The 21,407-nt window shown below is 44.3% G+C and carries 13 protein-coding genes and 1 pseudogene; 8 read left to right on the top strand and 6 right to left on the bottom strand.

Annotation, left to right across the window (positions count from 1 at the left end):
- Positions 1-4: 4 nt before the first annotated feature.
- The 5 genes and pseudogenes from D0A34_09080 to psbD all read right to left on the bottom strand — a co-directional run bounded on the left by D0A34_09080 (position 5) and on the right by psbD (position 10,423).
- Positions 5-3,862: a GAF domain-containing protein gene (locus D0A34_09080; protein ID UNU18998.1), complete on the bottom strand. Its 3,858-nt coding sequence runs from the start codon at positions 3,860-3,862 to the stop codon at positions 5-7.
- Between the two features lie 413 nt (positions 3,863-4,275).
- Positions 4,276-4,470, bottom strand: a pseudogene (locus tag D0A34_09075) (Photosystem II reaction center protein).
- A gap of 321 nt (positions 4,471-4,791) precedes the next feature.
- Positions 4,792-7,599 (bottom strand): helicase, encoded by a 2,808-nt coding sequence (locus tag D0A34_09070; GenBank protein ID UNU18997.1) that lies wholly within the window; start codon positions 7,597-7,599, stop codon positions 4,792-4,794.
- Positions 7,600-7,827: 228 nt separating this feature from the next.
- On the bottom strand, positions 7,828-9,207 hold the full coding sequence (psbC, locus tag D0A34_09065; GenBank protein ID UNU18996.1) for a photosystem II 44 kDa subunit reaction center protein: 1,380 nt from the start codon (positions 9,205-9,207) through the stop codon (positions 7,828-7,830).
- 157 nt (positions 9,208-9,364) lie between these two features.
- Positions 9,365-10,423 carry a photosystem II D2 protein (photosystem q(a) protein) gene (psbD, locus tag D0A34_09060; protein UNU18995.1) on the bottom strand — a complete coding sequence of 353 codons (1,059 nt, stop codon included), beginning with the start codon at positions 10,421-10,423 and terminating at the stop codon, positions 9,365-9,367.
- Positions 10,424-10,626: 203 nt separating this feature from the next.
- Here psbD and D0A34_09055 point away from each other — a divergent pair, with 203 nt between their 5' ends.
- The 7 genes from D0A34_09055 to D0A34_09025 all read left to right on the top strand — a co-directional run bounded on the left by D0A34_09055 (position 10,627) and on the right by D0A34_09025 (position 19,423).
- The gene (locus D0A34_09055; protein ID UNU18994.1) at positions 10,627-11,193 is read left to right on the top strand and encodes a photosystem I assembly protein Ycf4; all 567 of its coding nucleotides are present in this window, start codon (positions 10,627-10,629) and stop codon (positions 11,191-11,193) included.
- A 322-nt stretch (positions 11,194-11,515) separates the two neighbouring features.
- Complete coding sequence (locus tag D0A34_09050; GenBank protein ID UNU22228.1) at positions 11,516-12,295, top strand: peptidylprolyl isomerase; 780 nt, start codon at positions 11,516-11,518, stop codon at positions 12,293-12,295.
- 211 nt (positions 12,296-12,506) lie between these two features.
- Positions 12,507-13,763, top strand: coding sequence for a beta-ketoacyl-ACP synthase (locus D0A34_09045; GenBank protein UNU18993.1), 1,257 nt, complete (start codon positions 12,507-12,509; stop codon positions 13,761-13,763).
- A gap of 336 nt (positions 13,764-14,099) precedes the next feature.
- Positions 14,100-15,194 (top strand): cyclic nucleotide-binding protein, encoded by a 1,095-nt coding sequence (locus D0A34_09040; protein UNU18992.1) that lies wholly within the window; start codon positions 14,100-14,102, stop codon positions 15,192-15,194.
- A 197-nt stretch (positions 15,195-15,391) separates the two neighbouring features.
- On the top strand, positions 15,392-17,269 hold the full coding sequence (mutL, locus tag D0A34_09035) for a DNA mismatch repair endonuclease MutL (protein UNU18991.1): 1,878 nt from the start codon (positions 15,392-15,394) through the stop codon (positions 17,267-17,269).
- 323 nt (positions 17,270-17,592) lie between these two features.
- Positions 17,593-18,417 (top strand): hypothetical protein, encoded by an 825-nt coding sequence (locus D0A34_09030; protein ID UNU18990.1) that lies wholly within the window; start codon positions 17,593-17,595, stop codon positions 18,415-18,417.
- A gap of 319 nt (positions 18,418-18,736) precedes the next feature.
- Positions 18,737-19,423, top strand: coding sequence for an alpha/beta hydrolase (locus D0A34_09025; GenBank protein ID UNU18989.1), 687 nt, complete (start codon positions 18,737-18,739; stop codon positions 19,421-19,423).
- A 147-nt stretch (positions 19,424-19,570) separates the two neighbouring features.
- On the opposite strand, the gene D0A34_09020 is transcribed toward D0A34_09025, so the two are convergent.
- Complete coding sequence (locus D0A34_09020; GenBank protein UNU18988.1) at positions 19,571-20,035, bottom strand: SRPBCC family protein; 465 nt, start codon at positions 20,033-20,035, stop codon at positions 19,571-19,573.
- 147 nt (positions 20,036-20,182) lie between these two features.
- On the opposite strand from D0A34_09020, the gene D0A34_09015 reads away from it, so the two are divergent.
- Positions 20,183-21,400 (top strand): transposase, encoded by a 1,218-nt coding sequence (locus D0A34_09015; protein ID UNU18987.1) that lies wholly within the window; start codon positions 20,183-20,185, stop codon positions 21,398-21,400.
- The last annotated feature ends 7 nt before the right edge of the window (positions 21,401-21,407 follow it).

Genomic DNA, 21,407 nt, shown 5'->3' with positions numbered 1-21,407 from the left:
ATGACTAATCAGTAATGACTGCTGGCTGCTGTCGAAGCGGAATCTCGATTGCAAACTCAGTACCTTTCCCCAATTCCGAATTGCATTTTAAAACGCCACCGTGTTTTTCTACCACAATTTGGTAACTAATTGACAGTCCCAATCCTGTACCTTTCCCCACCGACTTAGTGGTGAAAAAAGGGTCAAATATGCGTTTTCTCATAGATTCCGAAATTCCCGTGCCGTTGTCAGAAATCCGAATCACCGCGCTAGGAATAGTGCCATTAAGTTTCCCGACAGAAGTAGAGATTTTAATTTGAGGAGCCACCGATTGGTCAGCAAGCAACTTGTGCGAATCTAAAGCATCGATCGCATTCCCAATTACATTCATAAACACCTGATTCAACTGTCCAACATAACACTCAACCAAAGGCAAAGTGCCGTATTCTTTCACTAGCACAATGTTTGCACTGTCCGCATTAGATTTCAGCCTGTGCTGTAAAATTAACAGCGTGCTGTCAATCCCTTCGTGAATATCAACCGCCTTCATTTGACTTTCGTCAAGACGAGAGAAATTCCTTAAAGACAGAACTATTTGACGGATGCGATCTGCTCCCACCTTCATTGACAATAGCAATTTTGGCAAATCTTCTAGCAGAAAGTCCACGTCAATATCTTCACTCAATTTGTCTATTTCAGGACTAGAATCGGGATATTGCTGCTGGTAAAGTTCCAGCAAACTCACTAAGCTAGCAGTATATTCACTAGCGTGATTGAGATTGCCGTAAATAAAATTAACCGGATTGTTAATTTCGTGAGCAATCCCAGCTACCAGTTGCCCCAAACCAGACATTTTTTCAGTTTGAATCAATTGAGCTTGAGTGTGCTGCAAATCTTTTAAACTTTGAGCGATTTGTTCTGCTTGGCGTCTGGTTTGAGCTAGCAAATCGGCTTGTTGGATAGCTACGCCTAACTGATTGGCAATCTGAGCTAAAAAGTTAACTTCTGAACTTTCCCAACAGCGGGGTCCAGAATGTTGATAGGCTGTGAGCAAACCCCAAAGTTCTTGTCCTACAAAAATCGGCGCGATCGCATAAGCCTTCACTTGAAATTGCTCTAAAATACCGACAACACACTCCGAGTGGCAAGCTTGATATATATCGTCAACGGCTAGAGTTTCATTATTGACATACCTGCCACCTCGGTTTTCCTGCAAATAAGTATCTTGCCAAACCGTACTGATACCTTCCCCTATCAATTTTATCCAGCCATCTTTCACAAACTCTGCCACATATTGGCCACCCCAATCAGGATTAAAGCGATAAACAGCAATTCTATCGACTTGCATAAACTGACAAACTTCTTGGGTTGCAGTCTTAAAAATTGCGTTGATATCGAGAGATTCTCGAATCTTTGCCACCACTTCAAACAGTATCCGCTGTTGCTCGGCTGCCGCCTGCAAATCGACCGTTTGCTGGCGCGTTTTAGCGAGCAAATCTGCTTGTTCTAATGCTACGCTCAACTGAGATCCTACTTGCGTAGCAAACTGAATTTCCGAAGTTTTCCAATTGCGCGAACTGTCGCACTGGTGCAGGCACAGCAAGCCCCAAAGCTCGCTGCCATTCATCAGCGGCATAATCACTTGAGATCTAATTTGAAATTGAGCTAAAATAGCAGCGTGGCAGTCGGATAGTCCCGCACTTTCAATATCTGGCAGCACTTGAATGCGTCCCTGGCTGTATTTATTTGCATAGTTCTCTCCAAAACACTGATCGCGAATTTTCACATCCATTGCTGAAGGAAAATCTGGCAAAACATCTTCGGTAATAAATTGGCCTTCATTAAAATTTGAGTCCGTATCGAAGCGATAAACGCCCACTCTATCGGCCTTTAAAATCCGGCGCAATTCTGTAGTTGTCGTGCTAAAAATTGTATTTAAATCTAGAGATTGTCGAATCTTAGCAACTACCTCAAACAGTATTCGCTCCTGCTCTGCTGCTCGCTGCAACTCAACTGCTTGCTGCTGAGTTTGAGCGAGTAAATCTGCTTGTTCTAAGGCGATGCTGAGCTGAGCGGAAATTTGGGTAGCAAACTTAATTTCGGAAGATTCCCAGTTGCGGGGAGCCGAACACTGGTGCACGCACAGCAACCCCCAAAGATCCTTGCCTTTCATAATCGGTGCAACTAAAGTAGCTTTGACCTGAAATTGCTCCAATACTTGCTCATAACAATCTTGCAGTCCGGCCTGTCTGATGTCGGACATTGCGTGAACTCGCCCCTGAGAGTAGAGATTGGCGTAGTTTTCTCCAAAGCAGCGATCGTGCACTTTGACTGCCATGGCTGACACAAAATCTGGCAAAACATCTTCGGCAACGAATTCGCCGTCGTTAAATTCCGACGCGGGATCGAAGCGGTAAACCGCAACTCTATCGGCATTTAAAGCCCGCCGCACTTCCTGGGACATCGTGCTAAAAATCTTGTTCAAGTCGAGGGATTGCCGCATTTTTGCCACCACTTCAAACAGCACTCGCTGCTGTTGGGTCAACTGCTGCAGTTGAGCGGTGCGTTTTTGAACTTGATTTTCTAAATTTGTGTTAAGTTCCTCTATTTGTTGATCGAGTTGGGAGTGGTTAATAGCATTAGAAAAGTGGCTGCCAAAAATTTGGAACAATTCAATTTCTTCACCCTTCCATTCGCGAATTTGGGCATTTTTTGACTCTTTCCACGCTTCAAAAGATATCCGAGATTGGGCGAGCCGCCCGTCGCTATCAAACTGTCTGGCCCAGAGAGTTTCGGTGTCAAATTCTTCTCGAAAAATGGTCAAGTAACCGAATATTTGCTGGCGGGTTCTGAGCGGTACGATTAAAATGCTGCGAATTTTGGTCGATCGAAATGCAGGTTGCAGGCTTCTCAAATTGCTAATTTGGTACAAGTCGGGAATTGCCCAAACCTGTTGCTCGCCGGATTTAAAATATTCGTGCCAAACGCTGTATTGCTCCACCTGCGGGTATTTTGCCAAAATTCCCATCTTCGGCCCTGAGCCGCAAGTGTAGACTGTGAGTTCCCGATTCGAGCTATCCGAATAGGGAACTAGATTCGTAACCTTGCTGCTGTCGAAAATGAATGGTGTGGCGAAAATGCACAGCCTGCCGCCGGCGGCGTCTAGTGCTGCTACCGATTCTACCAAAGCTGTTTGGAGTTCAATCGCCGGCTGGGAGTTAAGGGCTGCGGCGACGCGGTTGACAGCAGCTTCCCGTTGAGCTTTCGCCCTCGCTTGGGCGAGGAGGGTTGATTGGGCTATGGCGACGCCGAGCTGATCTGCCACCATCTGAACGCCTTGCAGTTGGTGTTCTGCGACACTCCGGGACTCGGAGTGGTGAGATACCAACAACCCCCAGAATTCTTCGCCGTGAAAAATTGGTACTACCAAGCAAGCCTTGACGCCGAGTGCAGTCAAGTATTCAGCATGGCAGGGGTCAACCGCGCGAAAGCGCACTTCGTCGGGCAGCAGTTGGCCGGAAACCGGGTCGCGGTGGGGACTTTGGCCTAGCAGCCCGGAATCTATATCGACGATCGATCGCACCTGTACTTGCGCGAACAGTTCACGGGCGTGAGGGGGAATATCGTCTGCTGGAAAATGCAGACCCAATAGGGATGGCAAGCGGTTGCCGTTAATTGATTCGGCAATCACTTCACCGCTGCCGTCGCTATGAAACTTGTATATTTTTACTCTGTCTGTTCCCAAGAACGATTGAACTTCCGCTGCTGTTGCGCTCAGAATTTCTGGCAGTTCTAGAGAGCGGCGAATGCGGTTTGCGATGCGATCGAGCAAATTTGCTCGATCGAACATCACCTTGACATTTTCGATCTTTAATAAGTCCATTATTAATCTTTTGCTTTCCTAGCAATAACAGTAAGCCGCCCAAAAGTTTTGTGCCTGTTAAAAAAATCGGCAAGCACAGCCATTTAATAAAATATAAATATCCTGAGGGCGATCGTCGATTAGTTTTGCACCTGTAGCGATCTGCCTTAAAATTGCAACTTTCCATTGCAACTTTCCATTGTGTGGGATGAAAACTTTTGTACTTTAAATATAAACTTTGTAGAGCCTGCCTTGCAAGCTTTATACCCTAACTGATTAAAATTGTCAATTTTTAAGACTTGCAGATTCATTCAGAGAACGGTTGAGGGACCGCAAAGCCGCTTTTTCCAGATATTTGCTCAAAAAAAAGATCCCGCCGCGCGACCGGGAGCTTTTTTCGATTAGACAATCAAATCAGGAATAAACTCTCTCGATTAGTCCAAATCAGGCATAGCCAGTACAGGTTCATTTTCGCGATTGATCCCCTTCTCAAAGCCAGCGACAGCAGCGCGAGCGCGACCCGCGTGCCACTAGGGGCCGATTAAGAAGAAGAATCCCATCACAAAGTGGACACAGGACAGCCAAGAACGAGAAGAAGTGAAGTTAAACGAGTTAACTTCAGTTGCGACTTTGCCTTGGCTTCAGGTGTCCATTTTAAGTCATCGGAAAATTCGGAATCGGGCATGGCGTATTGGGCGATCAACTGCAAGCCTTCTTTTGTCTGCTTTTGAGGAAAAGCCTGGATTTATTAAATTTACCATGAGTGCGATCGGGTCACACTTTCTCACTCTGCATTAAATTGCTTGCCTAAAATAGCCGACGCTTCTTGTAAAAGCTGACTCTGCTATTGTCGAATTGCCTCCAACCTTTTCATCCCCTAGGTCGCATCGAAGTAACTGATGAACTATCCATCGTGTAACACTCTAAACCTTCGTTTAGCAGCAACTCTCTCAACCGGGCGGATGGTCGGGTCGCGTCCAATCAGCAGCCTCAGACTCGTCAGGGCGTTCATACCTCAGCAATTGTTTGATATAATTTTCATTATCCTTGGGCTTCAAATATAATGTGCATTCTCTACTCACATCTTCTTCATAAATCTGATTTTGCTGACACCATTTTCTAATAACAACATCAGCCAACTCTTCTACTATATTCGCCTCTACTAAAGCAACTTCAGTTTCAGGAGTACATTCAATTAAATTTAGAATATCCTCATGTGAAGGAGAACGCAACTTTTCTTTTTGTTGATCGTACAGTAATATTTTATAGTCATCCTTATGTTTTAAAAGAATATATATAAAAATAAATTCACCTGAATAATTTAAAGCACTAACCAAATCACTTTCGAGAGTTTCCGCATAATCACGATAGGAATGTAGTTTCCGAGTATGTTGATAATAACGAGAAACGTCTTTATCATCGGCCTGCTGAAGATTTAAGATTCCCTTTTTAACTTTAGTACCAGAAGCAAAATCTGGCATATTAATTAATTGTTTCTTATCTGATGTTAAAACAGGCAAATCAGTTAGTTTTCGAGATTCTTCATGGCGTTGCATTAACTTATCCCAACGTTTACCTATATCTACAACTTCATCTTGTAATTCTTTTGTATCTGTAAGAATTGGAATGAAAGTATATATTCTTACAGTCCGAAAATCATCCCAAAGTCTTAAAATTCTTCCGGCTCTTTGAATCGGCTCAATAGGAGTCCATGCTATGTCATAATTAACTACAACTGAGGCATCCTGCATATTAACGCCAATGCCATAATTATCAGTAGTGATAAATATATCATAAGTATCTTGACTATTTGGAGAACTATTATTGGCAATGGGAGCAAATTTTTCAATTGCTTTTTCTACGTTCTTTAAAGTTTTTGGTTGATATTTAGCATCTTTACTTTTTTCAATCGTGCTAAATATTCTTAAAGATGACTTTAACAATGTAATTGCTTCTTCTAAGTAAAAAGCAGTAGGATAACGTTCACAAAAAATAACTAATTTTTCTTGAGGACAGTGAAAATCTATAATATTCAGCAAATTTTGGAGCTTTTTATCTTGTTGTTGTTTTAATTTATGTAGATTACTAATAATTGGATTTAAAACTTCTTGACGTTGTTCTTGTGAAATTACAAATTCAGACTTATCCAAATTAAATGATTTTTCTCCTTCCGGGGTATCAACAACACTTTCTAAACTTTCTTTTAATGCTAAAGGAGAACTTGCCCAGGCTTTCTTGATAAGACTAACAATATTTTTTCGATATATAGGATTAGGTATGTTTAAATCAAAATAGCCTTGAGTGATTACTGAACTTAACTCAGATTCCAAAATTACAGGAAAAGAAATAGTAAAAAGAAAAACATCAGGAAAATATTTTTTTTCTTCTCCAAAATTGATATAACGTCCTTTTTCATCTGATTGACCATAATATTTAGCAACGTGGGGAGTTGTTAATTGGTGAGCAACAGGTAATTGTGTGAATTTACTTGATTCTTCAATTTTCCAAGCACAAGCATCATCAAAAAAGTGCGGAAACAAAACAGAAGTTTCGGCTGTGTGAGGTAATAAATGAAGTTGAACATTAATATTATCAATATCTGTGGCGTAAGGGGAACCTGTTAATAATAAAACTTTCACTCTTTCGGAGTTTCCAAATTCATTCACAACTTCATTGATTCTAGTGAATGCTTTTCTTTCTCTTCTTCTTTCAATTTTAGAATATTTATTTCCAAATTGATCGGGATAACGCTTTCTTAACTTATGACTTTCATCAAATATTAATAAATAACGTCCTTTCCCTGAGCGGATATCCTTAATAAAATCCTCCCACATATCCAGATCGCTTGCTTTATTTGAATCTTCTTTATCTAAAGTTTCCAGAGTAAAAAAATCAGCAGATATACTAGCGTCTCGCATTTCTTTACGCCAACTAGCCTTAACAGGCATAGGACAAATAATAATCACTTTATCAATAAAATCTTCTGCTTTTAATTGAACCGCAATTAAAGTTCCCATCACAGTTTTACCTAGTCCTGTTGAAGCAACTAGCATTGAGCCACCATGTTCATAAATTTGGCTTAATGTTAAAGAAATCATATCTTGTTGATAAATGAGAGGCTTTTTACTATAAGTAGTTTTAACTGGTTTAATTTGCTCTAAAGTTAAGAGTGTTTTTAGATAAATATCCCAAGGTGTAGCAAATTCTAACCATTTCCTCAAAATTTCTAGTAGGTCTTGGGTTAAATCGTGAGCCTTGTTAAAAAAGTTATCAAATTCTTGAATTAAGTCTATCACTTCAGATTTTTTTGTAATAATATTTCCTCCTTCGACTTGCTCGATGAGTCCTTTTCCTGTTAAATTTGAGGAGGTTTGAATAGCAGCTCTTTCATCAAAAATATAAAGCTTGTTATGGTGGTCTTTTGCCCTAGCATCAACAATTTCAAATTGATTAGACTCTATTTTTTTCACAAGGTCACGAACCGAATTTCTTCTATCTCTGTCTAATCCTGTTCGTAAGTCTCGCATTATTTCTTGAATTAAAGCCATTCTTGCTCGTTGTTCACCAGGATCATCTAAGCCAACTAAAAGATAGGTTTTTTTACCTGTAGTGTAATGACGGATTAAGTTCCATCCTTTAATTGTAAAAAATCCTGTAGCAATCCGAATTTTTTGTTTAGCTTCTTGTAGCAGATCAATAATATATTGCAATGATTTACCTGATTCAAACCAACTTAAACGTTTTTTATTGTGTTGCATAATTACTCTACCCTAATAATATTCATTCCATCACCCGTCAGCCCATACAGAGGCTGGTTTTCCCTCTCCCGCTCTAATTTTTCTATCCCCTTGCGAATTCAATGTTTCCATAATCTTCCCTATTTGTCAACCAAACTTTCCCAAAGATTCCCCTACAAAAAAAAGCTCCCGCCGTTAAGCAGGAGCTTTTTTCGATTAGACAATCAAATCAGAAATAAATTCGATCGATTAGTCCAAATTAGGCATAGCCAGCACTGGTTCATTTTCGCGATCGATACCCTTCTCAAAGCCAGCGACAGCCGCGCGAGCGCGACCAGCGTGCCACAAGTGGCCGATCAAGAAGAAGAAACCCATCACAAAGTGGAAACAGGACAGCCAAGAACGAGGAGAAGTGAAGTTAAACGAGTTAACTTCAGTCGCCACACCACCCACAGAGTTCAAAGAACCCAAAGGAGCGTGAGTCATGTACTCAGCCGCGCGGCGAGCTTGCCAAGGCTGAATGTCATTCTTGATTTTGTTCAAGTCCAAACCGTTAGTACCGCGCAAGGGTTCCAACCAAGGGCCTTGGAAATCCCAGAAGCGCATCGTTTCACCGCCGAAAATGATTTCGCCAGTAGGAGAGCGCATCAGGTATTTACCGAGACCGGTGGGGCCTTGTGCAGAACCGACGTTAGCACCCAAGCGTTGGTCGCGGATCAGGAAGGTCAAAGCTTGCGCTTGAGAAGCTTCCGGGCCCGTCGGGCCGTAGAATTCGCTGGGGTAAGCAGTGTTGTTGAACCAGACAAAGCAGCAAGCGATGAATCCCATCAGGGACAAAGCGCCCAAGCTGTAAGACAGGTAAGCTTCGCCAGACCAGATTAAGGCGCGGCGAGCCCAACCGAAAGGCTTGGTCAAAATGTGCCAAACACCGCCAGCGATACAAATCAGGCCAACCCAGATGTGACCGCCGATGATATCTTCCATGTTGTTGACGCTGACAATCCAGCCTTCGCCACCAAAAGGAGAGCGAGTCAAGTAGCCAAAAATCACAGCCGGATTCAGAGTGGGGTTAGTAATGACCCGCACGTCGCCGCCGCCCGGAGCCCAAGTGTCATAGACACCGCCGAAGAACATGGCTTTAGCTACGAGCAGCAAAGCGCCGCATCCCAACAAAATTAGGTGGTAGCCAATGATATTGGTCATCTGGTTCTTGTCTTTCCAGTCGTAGCCGAAGAACGAAGAGTATTCTTCGAGAACTTCCGGACCGCGAACGGCGTGATAAATGCCGCCCAAACCGAGAACAGCAGATGAAATCAAGTGAAGAACGCCGACTACGAAGAACGGGAAGATATCCGTAACTTCACCGCCGGGGCCGACGCCCCAACCCAAAGTAGCGATGTGGGGCATCAAAATTAAGCCCTGTTCGTACATGGGCTTTTCTGGGATAAAGTGAGCGACTTCAAACAAAGTCATTGCTCCAGCCCAGAAAACGATCAAACCTTGGTGAGCGACGTGGGCGCCCAGCAGTTTGCCGGAAAGATTGATTAAACGAGCGTTGCCAGACCACCAAGCGAACCCGGAGGATTCTTGGTCGCGACCGCTTGCGTAGGAATTAGAGAGCGTTACCACGCGGTAGAACCTCCAACGATTTTAGATTTTGGATTTTGGGTTTTTTTGTTCCCCTAGTAGGGCACGGGAGTACCGCACCTGCGCCAGGGAATAGGGATGTGGATTTCATATTAGTTTAAAAAACTTAAATTAATCTGAAATCCAAATCCTGATTTTTTTAAAGTGCGTTACCGCGAGGCAGAACTTCTTCAGGGAAGATGTAGTTTTCGTGAGGTTGGTCGGTAGGAGCCATCCAGGCACGAATGCCTTCGTTAAGCAGAATGTTCTTAGTGTAGAACGTTTCAAACTCAGGATCTTCAGCAGCGCGCAATTCTTGTGATACGAAGTCATAGGCGCGCAGGTTTAATGCTAAACCGACGATGCCAATGGAGCTCATCCACAAGCCTGTGACAGGTACGAACAACATGAAGAAGTGCAACCAGCGCTTGTTGGAGAAGGCAATTCCGAAGATTTGCGACCAAAAGCGGTTAGCTGTAACCATCGAGTAGGTTTCTTCTGACTGAGTTGGGTTGAAGGCGCGGAAGGTGTTTGCGCCTTCGCCGTCTTCAAACAAGGTGTTTTCTACGGTTGCACCGTGGATAGCGCACAACAGCGCGCCGCCCAAGATGCCTGCAACGCCCATCATGTGGAACGGGTTGAGCGTCCAGTTGTGGAAGCCTTGCAGGAATAACAAAAAGCGGAAAATTGCTGCGACGCCGAAACTGGGGGCGAAGAACCAGCCTGATTGACCCAAGGGGTAAAGCAGGAACACCGAAACAAACACGGCGATGGGGCCGGTGAATGCTAGGGCGTTGTAGGGACGGATGCCTACCAAACGAGCGATTTCAATCTGACGCAGGCAAAAGCCGATCAGCGCGAAAGCGCCGTGGAGGGCTACGAATGTCCACAGCCCACCAAGTTGGAACCAGCGGGTAAAGTCCCACTGTGCTTCCGGGCCCCACAGGAACAGCAGGGAGTGTCCGAGGCTGTTGGCTGGGGTGGAGACTGCTACGGTGAGGAAGTTGGCTCCTTCGAGGTAGGAGCTTGCCAAACCGTGGGTGTACCAGGATGTGACGAAGGTGGTGCCTGTTAACCAGCCACCGATGGCTAGGTAGGCGCAGGGGAATAGCAGGATGCCAGACCAGCCTACGAAGACGAAGCGATCGCGTTTGAGCCAGTCGTCGAGGACATCAAAGATGCCTCTTTCGGTCTGGGCGCGTCCGACTGCGATTGTCATTGCGGTAAAATCCTTTTGCTTGTTAAAAGACTAAGGTTTCTAATTAAAGTTAACATAACTATATATTAGAAGTTCAGAATTTTTCAACATAATTAGCAGGAGTTGTTACACAATGCCGATCGGTCGCTTGCGATCGCGTCAGCCAAGCGTGACGCTCGGTGGACTAATTGAATTAAGATTTGGCTTTAAGGCTGTTTAATTTTATGACTGCAAAAACAACGACCTCGATCGATCCTGTCCTGCGCTACCCGGTTTTGGGCTCCCGCCGCTTCAGCAATTACTGGTGGGCGACGGTGGTCAGCATTGGAGGGACTGGTTTCCTGCTGTCGGGCATTTCCAGCTACTTGCACGTTAACCTGCTGCCTTTTGCTGACCCGACTCACCTTGTTTTCATCCCCCAAGGCATTGCGATGGGTTTCTACGGTGTCTGTGGCGTGCTGTTGGCGCTCTACCTGTGGCTGACTATTCTCTGGGATGTCGGTGGCGGTTACAGCGAGTTCGATCGACAAACTGGCAACATTCGGATCTTTCGCTGGGGTTTTCCCGGCAAAAACCGCAAGCTTGATTTTACTTGCAAGACATCGGACGTGCAATCTGTGCGGGTAGACATTAAAGAAGGTCTCAGTCCCCGCCGCAGTATTTATCTTAAGCTCAAAGACCGCCGTCAGTTTCCCCTGACTAGAGTCGGACAGCCGATTGCTTTGTCGGAAGTGGAAAATCAAGCGGCCGAATTGGCTCGATTTTTGCAAGTTCCCCTAGAAGGACTTTAGGGATTTTCGATTTGCGATTTTAGATTTTAGATTGGTAATGTCTCGTAGGGTGCGCCGGGCCGCGCACCTTACCTACCCGGTAAGTGAAAAAGAGCGATCTGCGAGTAAGCCCGTTACCAATTTTTGAATCTATCAATTAACAATACTTCCGACAGTTTTTGATTGCCAACCGTAGAATAAGGGTTTCAAGGCTCCAAGGCAAGTTCGCTACCAAAGCAAAATCGCGGGTTTCAGACTACGAACTAAAAACAGTCCGGACTATTGAACTAAAATCTTTAGTTGCAAAGTCCGTAATTGACTCAAAGTGAAAATACAAATGCAAATGCAAATCAAAATTCAGCGGTGGTTGTTCTCACTTTTAATAATTGGCGCGTTGTTTGTCGGAGGATGTGGTAGTTCCCCTGTGGCCAACTCGACTCCGACATCGAATCCGGCGTCGGGTGAAAATATTTCTTTGTCTCCGTCTCCTTCTCCTGCTGCTGTAGCGGCGAGTTCGCAATTTAGCAATTTGCCACGATTGCAAGGAAAAGCAACGGTGGTTATGACGGTTAAAGGTGCTCCAATTACGATCGAACTCGACGGCACAAATGCGCCAATTACTGCGGGCAATTTTGTCGATTTGGTTCAGAAAGGAGTCTACGACGGACTGGTATTTCACCGAGTCGTGCGGGAACCTCAGCCTTTTGTAGTTCAGGGCGGCGATCCCCAGGGTAAAGACCCTAAATTCCCTACAGCGCGACTGGGAACTGGCGGTTTTATTGACCCGAAAACTTCTGCAGAACGCAGGATTCCTCTGGAAATTAAAGCTAAAGGTGCTGCAAACCCTACTTACAGCCAAACGCTAGAAGAAGCTAGGGTTAAGGAGAAACCCGTGTTGGTGCACAGTCGCGGCGCTGTTGCTATGGCTCGATCGCAGAGTCCTGATTCGGCTTCTTCTCAGTTTTACTTTACTTTGACGGATGTACCGTTTTTGGACGGTAGCTATGCGGTTTTTGGGTACGTCAAGCAAGGTATGGATGTGATTGATAAGATTGAAGCGGGCGATCGCATTGAGAGGGCTACTGTTACTCAGGGTTTGGAAAATTTTAAGCCTGTTCAGTAGTCAGTAGTCAGTCGTCACTCGTCATATCAATTCTGGTTGCACGATCGAGATGATTGTTGGCTGTTGACGGTTGACTCGATTTTATTATTCCGATGCAACGGGAAACGATATCAGTCGTTGGTCATTGGTTAGTAGTTAATAATTAGTTCCAATAATAAATAACTAATGACTAATGACTAATGACTAAAAATTTGGGAATCTGAGGGCAGATGTGGATGTTGTTGTTACGGGAATTGGCCTGGTTTCTGCTTTAGGCAGTCTGGATTGTAGCTGGAAAAGATTGTTGTCTGGGGAATCAGGAATTCGGCAACATCAGCCTTTTATAGAACTTGAACGGCGACCTTTGGCTTTAATTAACACAAAACCTGTCGATTTAATAAGTTTAATTCGGCAGGTGTTAATAGATGCTGTGCAAGATGCTAATTTGACTTTGCCTTTGCCCGATTGCGGGATTGTTATCGGTTCTAGCCGAGGCTTCCAGGCAAATTTGGAACTGTTGGCAAGCGAAGGAAGAGGGAAGAAGGAAGAGGGAAGAAGGAAGAGGCAAGAGGGAAGAGGCAAGAGGGAAGAGGCAAGAGGGAAGAAGGAAGAGGATAGAGAATTCTCAATTACCGATTCGCAATGCCCAATGCCCAATGCCCAATGCCCAATGCCCAATTCTCAATTTGTGAATTTTTTGCCTCACATGGGGGCGATCGCGGCGGCGAGGGCAATTGGCTCGATGGGGCCGGTACTGGCGCCGATGGCTGCTTGTGCCACGGGTATTTGGTCGATCGCCCGCGCTGTTGATTTAATCCGCACCGGTGAGTGTCAGCGGGCGATCGCAGGTGCTGTCGAAGCGCCTATCACACCGCTGACTCTCGCTGGATTTAGCCGGATGGGTGCTTTGGCAAACAATGGCTGCTATCCCTTTGATGAAAATCGGGAAGGCTTTGTTCTCGGTGAAGGCGGGGCTTTATTTGTATTAGAATCTGCCGAGTTAGCAAGGCGTCGTGGTGCTAAAATTTACGGTCGAATTTCCGGTTTGGGCTTGACAAATGATGCTTGCCATGCTAACTCACCGGAGCTGGGGGGGGAAAGTGCGATCGCGGCGGTAAATCAATGTTTGAAACGCAGCAATTTAGCGGCGATTGATATAGATTTTATTCACGCTCACGGTACTGCAACTGAGTTAAATGACCGACACGAAGCACTGTTAATTGAGAAGTTATTTCACCCAGGAGTTGCTGTTAGTTCGACTAAGGGGGCTACGGGTCATACTTTGGGAGCTTCGGGAGCTTTGGGCGCGGCTTTTTGTTTGATGAGCATTAAATATCAGATGTTGCCGCCTTGCGTTGGAATGACAAAACCGGGGTTTGAATTAGATTTTGTTCGCTGTGCGCGATCGGCTATTGTCAGAAATGCGGTTTGTTTAAGTTTTGGCTTTGGCGGGCAGAATGCTGCGATCGTTTTATCAGGCGAGCGTTAATTTTTGTAAACTCGGTCGATCGACATTTAAATTACACGATCTCTCTACAGTTAAAATCTTCTGAGGTGGCCGGAGAACCCCCCGGACATCCAATTTAAATCTCAAAAATAGTACAATACTTATGTATTTTAGTCAATTAACTGAGAATTTTGGTGAGATTGCTGGTGCTGCTATCCTAGTCTGGCTCTGCATCCCGACGCTGATTCTTGCGTCAAAGCCGAGGAGGCTCGAAAACAGAGGCAGATTAAAGCAGTATTGTATTTTATTAACGCACCGATGGTGATCGGCGAAAAGAGAAAAAAGAAACTGTTTAAATTAAGCCTCAGGTATTTTCACATGGATCTGGCCTCTCATCGATTTATGTCTTATTTTGAACCCGAGCAAGCTGCTCACCTTTACCAAATAGCTGTTTTGGAGAGTTTTGCTCAGGAAACGCTGGTTTTTGAAGAAGGAGAAACAGCGGATTTTTTATATCTAGTTTTAGAAGGTAAAGTCGAGTTTAGCAAGCGTCTTGAAAATCATAAATATCAAACTGTTGCTGTGGCTAAGCCAGACGATTATTTTGGCGAACTCGGAGTTTTAGACGGAGAACCTCGCAGTGCTAGAGCTGTGGCAGTTGCAGGCTCGACTTTGGCCAAAATAGCCCGTGAAGAACTAATAGCAACTCTCCAGTTTGCTAAAGGCAGTTCGGTGCTGCAAATGTTTAGTTTTATTACTAAAAATTTACGAGAAACCACGGATCACTATGTTAGCCAGTTGGTACACAAACAAAAAATGGTATTGGTAGGAGAAATGGTGAGTACAATTATTCACGATTTCAAAAGCCCTGTTACGGGAATTAAACTCTCCACTGAAATGCTCAAAGAAATGCACGAAGATGAGGAAAGTCAGGAGTGGTGTGAACTTATTCAATTGCAGGTTCAGCGAATGTTGGGGATGGCTGAAGAAGTGTTAGAATTTTCGCGCGGTCATTCTGTCTTACATAAAAAACCCGTTAATCTAATTCAGACGTTGCAACAGTTTGAAAAATTGAACAGAGTTTATTGTGAAGCAGTCAAAGTAAATTTGGTAGTACGGGTGACAGAAGTAATAGTGGAAGCGGATGAAAATAAAATTTTGCGCGTTTTACAAAATTTAGTTGGGAATGCTGTTGAGGCTTTTGGCGGAAGAGGGGGGCGAGTAGAGATTATTGTGACACAAAGTGAGGAGTGGGCAGAAATTAGCATTTACGATAACGGCCCTGGCATTCCGCCGACAATTAAAGAAAAGTTATTTGAACCGTTTGTGACTTATGGAAAGCGGACTGGTACCGGGTTGGGAACGGCGATTGTTAAGTCAATCGTTGAGGCTCACAAAGGGAAAATTACTTATGAGTCGGAGGAGGAAAAAGGAACCACTTTTTACATCCGCTTGCCGAAAATCAGGGCTTAAGCCGATCGAGTTTAAGTAGGTAAGAAGATATATACTTAGGACTTTCTCACTAAGCGTTAGAGACTTGGTTGATGAGTAGATATCTTGTTATTAAACAATATTTTTATGAGAAACCGAGTTTAAGAGCCTAATTCCTAATACTGTGTAGCGATTTGCAGAATCAAGTAGAATTGAATTAACGAAGCGCTAAAAATCTGATGCCAGTTACTATTCAAACCTTACCCACAGAAGTTATCAATTTAATTGCCGCAGGCGAAGTGATTGACTCGATCGCCGCTGCGGTACGAGAATTAGTTGAAAATTCTCTGGATGCTGGCGCAACTCGCATCGTTGTTTCTGTCTGGCCGGAACAGTGGCGGGTGCAAGTTGCAGATAATGGTACGGGAATGGATCTGGAAAATTTGCGACAGGCGGCTTCGCCTCACAGTACGAGCAAAATTACCACTGAAGCAGACCTTTACAAAATTGATACTTTGGGATTTCGTGGGGAAGCTTTGCACAGTTTAGCTCAGTTGGGCTGTTTGGAGGTTTTGAGCCGATCGAATGATTTGGGATTGGGGGATTTTGCGGAAAATCGAGAGTCGGCGCAAACCCCCGCCAAATCTTCCTTTAACAAGGGGGGAGTTGAAAATGCTCGATCGGGCTGGCGGGTGGTTTACAATAACGCGGGCGTTGCTGTGGAGGTGGAAACAGCGGCGATCGCTCCGGGTACGGTGGTGACTGTTGATAATTTGTTTGGCAATTGGCCTGTGCGCCGCAGTTTTTTGTCGGCGGCACAGCAAATGCGATCGATCCAATTAACCCTTCAGCAAATTGCTATTTGTCACCCGCACGTTAATTGGCAGTTGCGTCAAGGAAATACGCCTTGTTTGCACGTAACTCCTGGTAGCACAGCGGAACAACTTTTACCTCAATTCGTGCGCGGTGTGCGATCGAGCGATTTGCAGTATTTAAAGTTAGATTTGCCGGCGAGTCCTCAAAATCAGAAAGCAGCAAATTTATTGATAGAAACTCAACTTGTTGGCGCTACAGTTAAGCCTAATTACCAATTACCACTTGCCAGCTCCCATTTCCAAATGCCAAATTCCCAGCGTTTGGAGTTAGTAATTGGTTTGCCCGATCGGTGTCACCGCAGGCGGCCGGATTGGGTGAAAGTTGGGGTAAATCGGCGAGTTGTGCGATCGCCAGAATTAGAGCAAACTATTCTCAGCGCCTTTGCCCGCACTTGTCCGCGCGATCGCTATCCCGTGTGTTTTGTCCACCTGCAAATCTCCCCTTCGGAAATTGACTGGAACCGCCACCCGGCTAAGGTTGAAATTTATCTGCATGATCCGAGTTTTTGGCAAGCACAAATTAGCGCAGCAATTGCTCGTGCTTTGCATTTGAACGATGAAGTTTTGCCGCCTGCCCCAATTCCCGATCGAGTGGGAAAATTGCTGAAGGCATCGGAACAAAAAAGTGCTTACAGTGTCGGGATTTCGGCTAGGCAGAATGATGAAGGTGGCGAACAGGAAAAAGCTAATAAAATAGGATTGATGGAATTGAGGGCGATCGCTCAAGTCCACAATACTTACATTGTTGCCGAACATTCCAGCGGAATGTGGTTGGTGGAACAACATATCGCTCACGAGCGCGTTTTATACGAGCAATTGTGCGCGGCTTGGCAGCTAAAATCTCTAGAAAAACCAGTGATTCTCAGTCAATTATCGGCGCTGCAAATTGAGAATTTATCTCGCTTGGGTTTGGAAGTAGAAAGTTTTGGCGAACAGCTATGGGCTGCCCGCGAAGTTCCCGAATTATTAGCCGAGCGAGATGACTGTGGGGATGCGCTTTTTGAACTCAGTAAAGTCGCAGATTTACAAGCGGCTCAAGTTGCGACTGCTTGCCGTAGTGCTATGCGAAACGGTACTCCTTTGAGTCTTTCCCAAATGCAAAATTTGTTGGATGAATGGCAGCAAACTCGCAATCCGCGCACTTGTCCTCACGGCCGCCCTATCTATTTTGCTTTGGAAGAATCGACTCTGGCTCAGATTTTTCGCCGCAGTTGGGTGATTGGTAAAAGTCACGGGATTTGAAAGTTGATTTAACATCCGAGGGCGTTCACATCAATCTGGCTCGATTTTAAAAAAAATCGTGAAGCTTTATTAAAAAGAGTGGCTGATTTCGATGAAAAAACTTATAATATATTAAAATTTAAATAATTCACTGTTTTTAATCTCTTTTGGGCAACAGACCAGATTGCTGTTTCACCATAAGAAGTACCTGTTTTACACTAAAAAAGGTTAATTATACTACAAAAAATGCCTGTTTCCTAGAATAATCTTTGTTGTGGAACAGGCAAGATGCCTGTTCCTGATGTTGGTAGAAAAAGTAAATTAAAAATAAATCAATAATAAATATGGATTTTCCGCTCGCCCGACAACTTTTTTATCGAGAAATAAATCAGCCTGATGGCTCGATCGACCTGGCGAAAGCTGCTCTTTATATGGCTTTGGAAGAATACCCAAATTTTGAGCCAGAGGAGTATCTCAATGCTCTGGACACGATCGCAGATGAAGTGCGCTCACGCCTGCCGGCACAGAATTATCCGCTGCGGATTATTCAAACTATTAACGCCTATTTATACGGGGAGTTGCAGTTTGCGGGCAATGATGTTGATTATTACGACCCCCGCAATAGCTTTTTGAATGAAGTGCTCGATCGGCGTACTGGCATTCCGATATCTTTATCTTTGGTTTATTTGGAGGTTGCTCAGCGCATTGATTTTCCGATGGTGGGAATTGGGATGCCAGGACATTTTTTAATTAGACCGGATTTTGAAGATGCTGGTATCTTTGTTGATGCGTTTAACGGCGGCGAAATCTTGTTTCCTGAAGATTGTCAAGCCAGACTTTCTCAAATTTATGGTCAACCTATGGAGTTACAGCCGACTTTTCTAGCTCCGGTAAGTCGCCGACATTTTTTGGGGCGAATGCTGGGAAATCTGAAGGCGATTTACTTGCAACAGGGAGATGCTGTGAAGGTACTCTTGGCGATCGAACGGATTTTGCTGCTGTTTCCCGATGCGCTGGGGGAACGGCGCGATCGGGGAATTCTCTATTATCAACTGGGACGCTTCGTGGAAGCGCGCCACGATTTGGAACTATACCTGAGAAATGCTCCGAATGCTCCTGATGCTGCTAGAATTCGCCAATTGGTCGATCGGCTCGATCAGGATATGTGAACTTAAATTTGGTATCGATCGCACACTAGAAGACATATTCAAGTGACACTCAATAAACTGTTGCCCGACGACCAAATTTCGCTTTTATCATTTTTACAAAGGTATCTGAAATTGTCAAAAAGCTAAGCATAACATATTAATTGTCAATTAACACCTATCTTTTGATAGGTTAAATTTGCTTGAATTGACTGTAAAATCATAGGTCATTTACGGAAATCCCGAGTCCACTTTCCCGACTGATACCTGCACTGATACCTGCACTGATACCCGCACAGACGAGCGATCGAAAAAGTATTTTGAAGTAAAGAGGCACAAACTCATGAACTTTCAGTTTCAACAAGGTTATCTCAACGCAATGCAACCGCTGTCAGCCCATTTAACCAAAAGAATGTCAAAGTCTTTATCATTAGGTTTGGCTCTTTTGCTGGGAACAAGTGCAGTAGTCCTAAGCAGCGACAAAGCCTTTGCATTAGACAATCTTACCGTAAAATACGGTGCTGTTGACGTAACATTACCGATGAGCGACTTGCAAAGCTTTGCACAAACTGGCAAAGCATCATCTCAACTGCAAAGTGTTCTGAGTCTTGCGAAACAAACTCCCGAGTCGGTGCGCGAAATCTTAACGCGAGAAGTGCCTTTAGATTCCCAATTAGTAGGGCGGCTGGCAACTACTTATTTTGGGGAAATTGTTTTCAAACAATTGGGCGAGGTTGCTTATGCGCCGACTGCTCGGCTTCAAAGCGTTCCCGCACTGCGCGATGCTTTAGTCGCAGCTTCCAAAGATGGCAAAATATCGCTGATTGAAGTGATGCAAAATTACAGCCCTGCGGCTTTAGAAGTTGACGGCAATCAAGCTATGGCTATCTACGAGCGAGTGATTAAAGACGTGCAAGATTTGCAAGCTTTGTATCAGAATTCCCCGGCTTTGCAAAATACCGCCGGTCAAGCGGTGAATTCTGCCAGACAAATGATTTGTCAGCCCAGTCCATCAGGAAGTGCGAAGTAAATAACTGAAATTCCAGGGGATTGGGAATTGGGAATTGGGAATTGGAAATTGGTGCTTTTTTTCCTATTAGCTCTTAGTTTTCAGCTATTACCAATTACCAATACTTCGGCTACGGGAGCGAACAAGTTCCCAATTACCCCTTCTCCATTACCCCTTACCCATTTTTTGAGATAGTTGCTCGGCTACCCGCTTGAGTCGGCGGAGTTGGTCTTTCATATCTTTCTGCGTCCAAGGGGCTGCAAAGCGATTGAAACCAAATCTAATTAAACGATTGGGAATTTGAAATTCAAAGCGATTAATCAAGAGAGTTCCTTGGATTTGGGGCTGGCATTCCCAACGATCGCATCCTTTGAAAAATCCGTCAAACCCCCACACAATTAAACCGGGTTGTCGCTCCAACACCACACTCTCTAAAGTGGGTTGCAAAACGGGAAGTTTTATGATAAATAAGCTGCGACTTCCTACAGCCGTATCCCATTGGCCCTCGGGCTCGCAGCGTAGCAGGGGATTAAGCCACTTGTGCATCAAAGTTTGATCGACTATACAGCGCTCCACCAGAGTAGCAGCAGCGTGAATTTCAATGGATTGCTCGAAAACTTGACGAATTGACATGAGAACCTGCAACAACGAGGGTATTACAAAACTTTGCTTACTTTATAGTCCTTTATTTACTTGTACCGTCAATTTTTCCAGAAATTAAAAGATTGACACACTCATAAATACAGTGTATCATCTTGAATTAAAGTATATATACCGATTATGCAGTTAGTCGAAAGGCACGTCATTAAACCAAATCATAGGTTTTATCGAGAAGCCGATCGACTGTCTTGGCTGTGCAAAAATCTTTACAATAGCGCTAACTACATCTACCGTCAAAACTTTTTCGCTAGCCAACAAACAAACGCTCTGGCTGTTTATCACACGCTCAAAACAAGTCCTGATTACAAAGCACTGCCCGCCAAGGTAGCACAAAGCACACTCGGCTTAGTGCTCAAAGCATGGACTAGCTATTATCTGGCGGTGCGAAACTATCAGGAAGACCCAACAAAATTTAAAGCCGCCCCGAAAATCCCTCATTATAAAGGTTCAAGAGAGCGAAAAAGAGAGGACGGGCGCTATGTAGTTGTATTTAATTGTCAAGCTGTCAGCAAAAGAGCCTTAAAAAAAGGATATGCTCGTCCCTCTGGGACAAATATTTGGTTGCCCTCAAAAGTTACCTCGATTCTGGAAATCCGGATTGTTCCCAAAGTAGGTTGTTATGTTGTCGAGGTGCTCTATGAAAAGTTAGAACAGCCTTTACAAGTTAATCAGAGAGTAGCTGCCATAGATTTAGGATTAAACAATCTGGCAACATTAACCTACAATGTTCCTGGGTTAGTACCGACAATCTTCGACGGACGGGCTCTTAAGTCAACTAACCAATACTGCAATCAAGTTTCATCGGCCTTGAAATCATTGCTGCCCGCAGCGCAAAAAAACAGTAAAAAACTCGCCAAATTGTGGCACAAGCGTAACTGTAAAGTGGATTACTACCTCCACACGACGAGCTCCGCAATTATTAAAGAACTCGTCAATCATCAAATTGGCTTGCTGGTTATAGGCTGGAACCAGGATTTCAAAGATGGGATTAAGACTGGCAAGGTTAATAATCAAAATTTTGCCTGTATTCCCCATCGCCGATTCGTGCAAATGTTGCATTACAAAGGACAGATTGCGGGAATTAAAGTTGTGTTAGTAGAGGAGAATTACACATCCAAATGTTCAGCCTTGGATTGGGAACCAATTCAACAACATTCCGACTACATTGGCAGTAGGGTAAAAAGAGGATTGTTCAGAACCAAAACTGGACGCTTCATAAATGCCGATGTAAACGGTTCTTTGAATATTGGCCGAAAAGCAGTCGGAGATGGGTTTATCCCTAATTCGATAGAGGGTTTTGTAGTTAACCCAGTACGATTAAAAGCGTACAAACATTAAATTTAGG

Source organism: Microcoleus vaginatus PCC 9802 (assembly GCA_022701275.1).
GTDB lineage: Bacteria > Cyanobacteriota > Cyanobacteriia > Cyanobacteriales > Microcoleaceae > Microcoleus > Microcoleus vaginatus_A.
The sequence above is the reverse complement of the archived record's forward strand: the minus strand, read 5'-3'. Positions and strand labels throughout refer to the sequence as shown.